Annotated in this window: 9 protein-coding genes and 2 pseudogenes; 10 read left to right on the top strand and 1 reads right to left on the bottom strand. The window is 42.7% G+C overall.

Annotation, left to right across the window (positions count from 1 at the left end; translation table 11 throughout):
- From NFS22_RS22960 to NFS22_RS22950, 3 genes are all read left to right on the top strand, one after another.
- The coding region (locus tag NFS22_RS22960; RefSeq protein WP_251319958.1) for a hypothetical protein at nt 1-289 on the top strand (289 nt) is incomplete at its 5' end.
- Nucleotides 286-723, top strand: a complete 438-nt coding sequence (locus NFS22_RS22955; RefSeq protein ID WP_338148065.1) for an SIR2 family NAD-dependent protein deacylase — start codon at nt 286-288, stop codon at nt 721-723. The genes NFS22_RS22960 and NFS22_RS22955, both read left to right, overlap by 4 nt.
- Before the next feature lie 90 nt (nt 724-813).
- Entirely contained in the window at nt 814-1,404 is a 591-nt protein-coding gene (locus tag NFS22_RS22950; protein ID WP_251319957.1) for a DUF1349 domain-containing protein, read from the top strand.
- A gap of 67 nt (nt 1,405-1,471) precedes the next feature.
- Here NFS22_RS22950 and NFS22_RS22945 read toward each other — a convergent pair whose 3' ends face one another.
- Entirely contained in the window at nt 1,472-1,804 is a 333-nt protein-coding gene (locus NFS22_RS22945) for a winged helix-turn-helix transcriptional regulator (protein WP_251319956.1), read from the bottom strand.
- Between the two features lie 145 nt (nt 1,805-1,949).
- Here NFS22_RS22945 and NFS22_RS22940 point away from each other — a divergent pair, with 145 nt between their 5' ends.
- The 7 genes and pseudogenes from NFS22_RS22940 to NFS22_RS22910 all read left to right on the top strand — a co-directional run.
- Nucleotides 1,950-2,495, top strand: a complete 546-nt coding sequence (locus tag NFS22_RS22940; protein WP_251319955.1) for a flavodoxin family protein — start codon at nt 1,950-1,952, stop codon at nt 2,493-2,495.
- A gap of 217 nt (nt 2,496-2,712) precedes the next feature.
- Nucleotides 2,713-4,107, top strand: coding sequence for an MATE family efflux transporter (locus NFS22_RS22935; RefSeq protein ID WP_251319954.1), 1,395 nt, complete (start codon nt 2,713-2,715; stop codon nt 4,105-4,107).
- A 71-nt stretch (nt 4,108-4,178) separates the two neighbouring features.
- Entirely contained in the window at nt 4,179-4,637 is a 459-nt protein-coding gene (locus tag NFS22_RS22930; protein WP_251319953.1) for an RNA polymerase sigma factor, read from the top strand.
- Nucleotides 4,609-4,833 (top strand): helix-turn-helix domain-containing protein, encoded by a 225-nt coding sequence (locus tag NFS22_RS22925; protein WP_251319952.1) that lies wholly within the window; start codon nt 4,609-4,611, stop codon nt 4,831-4,833. The genes NFS22_RS22930 and NFS22_RS22925 overlap by 29 nt, the downstream gene beginning before the upstream one ends.
- Nucleotides 4,802-5,218: a hypothetical protein gene (locus tag NFS22_RS22920; RefSeq protein WP_251319951.1), complete on the top strand. Its 417-nt coding sequence runs from the start codon at nt 4,802-4,804 to the stop codon at nt 5,216-5,218. Before NFS22_RS22925 ends, NFS22_RS22920 begins: the two co-directional genes overlap by 32 nt.
- Nucleotides 5,219-5,373: 155 nt before the next feature.
- A pseudogene (locus tag NFS22_RS22915) lies at nt 5,374-5,520 on the top strand (plasmid mobilization protein); the annotation flags it as partial.
- A pseudogene (locus NFS22_RS22910) lies at nt 5,511-6,150 on the top strand (recombinase family protein); the annotation flags it as partial. The pseudogenes NFS22_RS22915 and NFS22_RS22910, both read left to right, overlap by 10 nt.

Below are 6,150 nucleotides of genomic sequence, written 5' to 3'. Positions count from 1 at the left end.
GCTCATGTACGGTAAAGAAGCAAGCAACCGAAAACAAGAGATAGACCGCCAGCACCACACTATTCCGAACCAAAGAAACCAAAGACCAAAAGACAAGCACCGTGGAAATGTGTATAACTTGCTATTCCGTCATGGAAAAGTCCGTTCACAGAACATGGAAAAGCTAAAGGGCAGCTTTCCCACATTCTGCAAACAGACTTTCCCACAATTCCATAAGATAGCAAGTTATGCACATTACGCACAGTGCCGACTACAGCTGAATCCCTCTCATTCATACCATTTTACATGAAAACTTATGATAATGAAGCCATTATTAAAAAAATGGTTGCCAAACAGGAAAATATGCTTGTTCCGTCCGAATTAGTTCCACACTGCCCGGTTTGCGGTGCGCCTATGTCAATGAATCTACGTGCGGACAATACCTTTGTTGAGGATGATGGCTGGCATATAGCGGCAGAGAGGTATCAAACCTTTATACGCCGCCATAGGGATTTGAATATTGTATATTTGGAACTGGGCGTTGGTGGCAACACGCCGGGAATTATTAAGTATCCGTTTTGGCAAATGACCTACAATAATCCAAATGCTGCTTATATATGTATCAATTTATTAGAAGCCTATATTCCGGCAGAAATCAGGGAACAGTCTATCAGCATTACCGGGGATATAGGGGAAACACTGAACCACATCTTACCTAAAGGTAAGTATCGCACAATAAAGTGAGTACTTTACATCCATTCTCGGCGGAATTACAATAATTTTAGCAAGGCAAAAATTGCATGGAAACACTTATTTTTAGAGGAGGATATTGGTATGGATTTTAAATGGCTTAATGAGGGGCAGATTAAAAAAGAAAATAACAAAATAGAAATGGTTGCCCCGCCGCAAAGTGATTTTTTCTTTAACAACGGTTCGGTTGGCACGGAGGGAATCACACCGGAATCTTTATGCAATGCCCCGTTTTACCACACAGAAATAGCAGGTGATTTTGTAATGCGTGTAAAAGTATCCCATGATTTCAAGGACACTTACGATTCTGCTTCCATTATGGTAATGTGTGATATGCAGAACTGGGCAAAATCGTGTTTTGAAATGACAGATTTTGGAACACATGCTGTTGTCAGTGTAATTGCAAGGAACGGGGAATGTGATGACGCAAATGGGTGTAACATTGACGGTAGTGAAGTATGGCTCCAAGTATGCAGATGTGGCAACTCTTTTGCGTTCCATTATTCTGTTGACGGCAAAAAATTTTATATGACGAGGTTTTTTAATCTTCCTGTTGCTGAAACTGTAAAGGTAGGTCTGCTTCCACAAGCTCCTGTTGGAAATGGAGGAACAAGGGTTTATACAGACCTTACCTTTGAACACAAAACAGTAAAGAATATTCGTATGGGCGAGTAAGGGCAAATATATTGTTCCAGTAGACGGAGAAACAGACTGAAATCTTTAACGGTTTCAGTCTATTCTTTTATAGTGCGTTTTCCTCTCCCCAGTCACATATCGCATTTAATATGGGTATCAATGATTTCCCACGTTCAGTTAAACTGTATTCCACTTTAGGCGGTATTTGGGGATATTCTTCTCTATGCACTAATTTGTCCGCTTCAAGCTCTTTTAACGTAGCGCTTAATGTTTTATAGGAAATTTTTTCAATATACTTTTTCATTTCGTTAAAGCGGACAACATCAAATTCTGCCAAAACATATAATATCGTCATTTTATATTTTCCGCTAATCAATGATAAAGTATAGCTGAATCCAGTACTCTTAAAGCATTCATTTGAAATAAGGCGTTCACTCATTTTTACACTTTCCTTTCTGATAGTCTATAACCTTTATGTTAGTATCGCACTTAAATGTGCGTACTTGCTTTTGGTTGTATTCTTGCTATGATAATAATATCTTGTCCGGGAAAAGTCAATCCCGCAATAAAAGGAGGATATTTTTATGAACAAAAAAATAGTAGTAATCACAGGCAGTCCCCGTAAAAAAGGAAACAGTTTTGCCATGACAGAGGCTTTTATCAAGGCGGCAGAAAAAAAGGGACATACAATAACCCGATTTGATGTTACTACAATGAATGTGGGAGGATGTCGTGCCTGCGAAACCTGTTTTAAGACAGGAAGAGCTTGTTCCTTTAATGACGACTTTAATACCATAGCTCCGGCTATTCAGGAAGCAGACGCAATCGTGTTTTCCTTGCCGGTTTACTGGTACTCCATTCCGTCACAGATTAAAGCAGTAATTGACAAGCTGTTTTCATTCTACAATGCAAAGGTTGATATTTCGGGTAAAGAATGTGCGCTGATTTCCTGTTGTGAGGAAAATGATGAATCTGTCTTTGACGGTGTTCGTGTTCCGATAGAGCGTTCTGCTGCATTGTTAAACTGGAAAATGGTAGGAACAGTATTAGTTCCCGCAGTTGTCAATGTTGGAGATATTGATAAAACAAATGGTTGTAAACAGGCAGAAGATTTGGCTGATAAATTCTAAGATAAATATAATGCGGTGGGTGGCGGCTTAAAATGCTGTCACCCTCTGAATTATAAAAATGCAGCCGTAAACCATCATTTAAGATTCCAGTTGACAAGACCATCAAAAACGGTTTAAGAAGTACAAACGCCAAAAAGCGATGACGGCTACCGCTATTTCAGTAATCTTTCAATTAGTAAAGAAAGGATTTCAAATATCCGGGAGGAAGAACAAAATTATGGCTAAAGTAACAGATATGACAAAGGGGAAGCCGGCGGTTTTACTGCTTTCCTTTGCTTTCCCTCTTATTTTAGGAAATTTAGGGCAACAATTATATATGATTGTTGACGCTATTATTGTAGGACGTGGCGTTGGGGTAAAGGCTCTTGCCGCCGTAGGTGCAACTGATTGGACTTACTGGTTAATCTTGTGGGTTATCCAAGCATTGACACAGGGCTTTGCCACTCGTATTTCACATCACTTCGGGGAAAAAAATATAGCAAAGTTAAGAAAATCAATTACTATGTCCGTTTTCCTATGTGTGGGAATCGGAATCCTGTTGACAGTGCTTGCTTTGCTTTTAGTTATTCCAATGCTCCACGTTTTAAAAACACCTACTGATATATTTGACGGGGCAAGCTCTTATTTATTCACAATGTTTGCGGGTACATTGATTGTCATGGCGTACAATATGGCATCTGCCATACTCCGGGCTTTTGGGGATGGAAAAACGCCGCTTATCGCTATGGGGATAGCCGCAAGCGCAAATATAGTCCTTGATTTATTATTTGTATTAGTATTCGGTTTGGGAATTGTCGGTGCTGCCATAGCCACATTGATTGCACAGCTTATATCGTTTTTATATTGCCTTACCATAATAAGAAAAATTGATTTTATAAAGACACAGCGCAATGATTGGCAATGGGATAGCCGTATTGTATATGAGTTATGTGCAATGGGATTGCCATTGGCTTTACAGCATGTTTTGATTGCCATAGGCGGGATGATACTGCAATCAACAATAAACAGCCAAGGGTTTGTGTTTGTCGCTGGGTTTACTGCCACAAACAAAATATATGGGTTGCTGGAAAGTTCAGCATTTGCCCTTAATTATGCAACAACTACTTATATATCACAGAATTATGGAGCCAGATTGTATGATAGAATCCATAAAGGAATGAAAAGTGCTACGCTCATTGGCGTTATAATGTCTTTTTGTATTGCCACTTTAATGATAGTGTTTGGCAGAAATATTTTGCAGTTATTTATTGATTCTTCAGACAGTAATGCTACAGATGTTCTTGCAATCGCATACCGTTATTTAGCTACCATGAGCACGCTGTTATTCTCATTGTATTTGCTGCATATTTACAGAAGTGCATTACAAGGTTTAGGAAATGCGTTTTGCCCTATGTTCTCTGGTATTATCGAGTTTGTTATGCGTGTAGTAGCAGCGTTGATATTTACAAATATATGGGGCAGTGCTGTCATATTTTTTGCAGAAATTCTCGCATGGGTAGGAGCGGCGGTTTTTGTTATCGCAGCATATCTTGTAAAAGCAAAAAATATACCACGTTCACAAGATACAAAAGGTTTTTCAACGAAAACAATCTATGTCGAGTGTAACAGATAAGTGAGTTTTTTCAGCATAAATGCAACAGTTAATCAAACACTGCCCCATGTGGGAGAAAGGGGGAATCATCTATGCCTTGCACAGAAGCATACAGAGAACATATCATGTATACGTTCAATGGCTATTGCAAGACCGTCATACGATATGCGGCTATCAACGCATGGCGTGACAGGGACAGACGGCGGCAAAAAGAAATATCCCTTGAATACCTCACAGAAGAAAAGTTTTACCCTTTAGGCACAACAGACGAATATTTTGAAACACCTTATGAAGAACACCCCATTACTATATGCGGTCAGACAGTTATCCTCACTAATGGGGAGCTTGCCGCCGCCCTGTTATCCCTGCCGGAGAAGAACCGAGAAATCATTTTCCTTTACTTTTTCGGGCATTACACACAGCAGGAAATCGGGGAAATGTACGGACGCTGCCGGAGTACGACCGGGTATCAAATCCGCAGGACTTTACAGCTCCTGCACAAAGAAATGGAGGTGCTTTCACATGGGGAATCCGAACCTTTTACCCTATGAAACGATTGTCCGGGCGACCAGCGGAGAGCCGGAAGCCGTGGATGAGGTTTTACGGCATTACAGCAAGCGTATCCGAATTGCCGCCATTGAAAACGGGCATATCGACAGGGATACCGAGGACAGTATAAAATCCCGGCTTGTTGCCGCATTGTTCAAGTTCCGTTTTGATGAACAGCCATATAGCAAAACAGAATAACTGCCACTACATAGAACGGCACACCAAGACAGGAAATCAAGAAAAGGTTTCCTGTTTTTTTGCGCCCATTTTTGGCATTTTCAAAAATCGCCAGTATTATGCCGTGCAAAGGGGAAATAGAAAGAAATCCCCTCTCTCGTTTGGCAAATCCGCAGGCTGTCCGTGGAGGGCGGGCGAGAAGAAATTTTCACAAATTCCCGCCTATTCGGGCTTGCGTGGTGTTGTAAGGAATGAGGGGGAATTTCTGCAAATCAACGTCCATTTTCCTTTTTGCTGGTTTGTAGGTATTAGAGGGAGAAATATCGCCGCTGCTTTGGCAAAATCCCCGCTTGCGGTACTAAAGGTATTGAGGGAAGCACACACAGAGAAAATCACCACTTTTTAAGAGCAAGATTCTACCACAGTACCAAATTTCGCCTATCGGCTCATTTTGTCCTATGGGAATCTTGTTGGGGTTGCCACCCCAAGCCCGCCTTTTTGCGGCTTACGCCGCTTATGATTACCGCCGCTTTTGCGGCAAGTGAAAGGAGGTTCACAGCCATGAAAAGATACAACACGCCCCACCGCCACCGGGTAATCAAAACACGCTTGACCGAGGAAGAATATGCAGAGTTTTCCGAGCGTGTCACCCTCTGCAAAATGAGCCAAGCCGAGTTTATCCGGCAAGCCCTCATTAAGTCAAGCATATCCTTGAAAACCGGGAATACACGGGCTGCCTTGTGAACTTCAAGACCGAGAAGCCCTCCTACAAGGTAAAGCACAGCGTAGAGAACCCCGTGGAGAAACAGGCGGTATTTGAGAACCACCACGAAGCAATCATTGACCGGGAAACATGGGAGCGTGTGCAGGAGCTACGCAAGCAGCGCAAACGCCCTAACCGCTATGATGAAGTGGGCTTGTTCTCCGGCATACTCTTTTGTGCCGATTGCGGCAGTGTCATGTACCAGCAGAGATACCAGACGGACAAGCGGCGGCAGGACTGCTACATATGCGGCAGCTACAAGAAGCGCACCCGTGACTGTACGGCGCACTTTATCCGCACCGACCTGTTGACCGAGGGAGTGACCGAAAATTTACGGAAAGTCACCAGCTACGCCGCCAAGCATGAAGCCCGGTTTATGAAGCTGTTGACCGAGCAGACCGAGGACGGGAGCAAACGCCGGAACGCCGCAAGGAAGAAAGAACTAGAAGCGGCAGAAAAACGGATTGCGGAACTCTCTGCTATCTTCAAGCGGCTGTATGAGGACAGCGTGACCGGGCGCATATCGGACGAGCGTTTCACGGAGCTTTCGGCAGACTACGAAGCCGAGCAAAAGG

It is taken from the genome of Flintibacter muris, assembly GCF_943192995.1.
Lineage (GTDB): Bacteria > Bacillota > Clostridia > Oscillospirales > Oscillospiraceae > Lawsonibacter > Lawsonibacter muris.
This window is presented reverse-complemented; position numbering and strand designations above follow the sequence as displayed.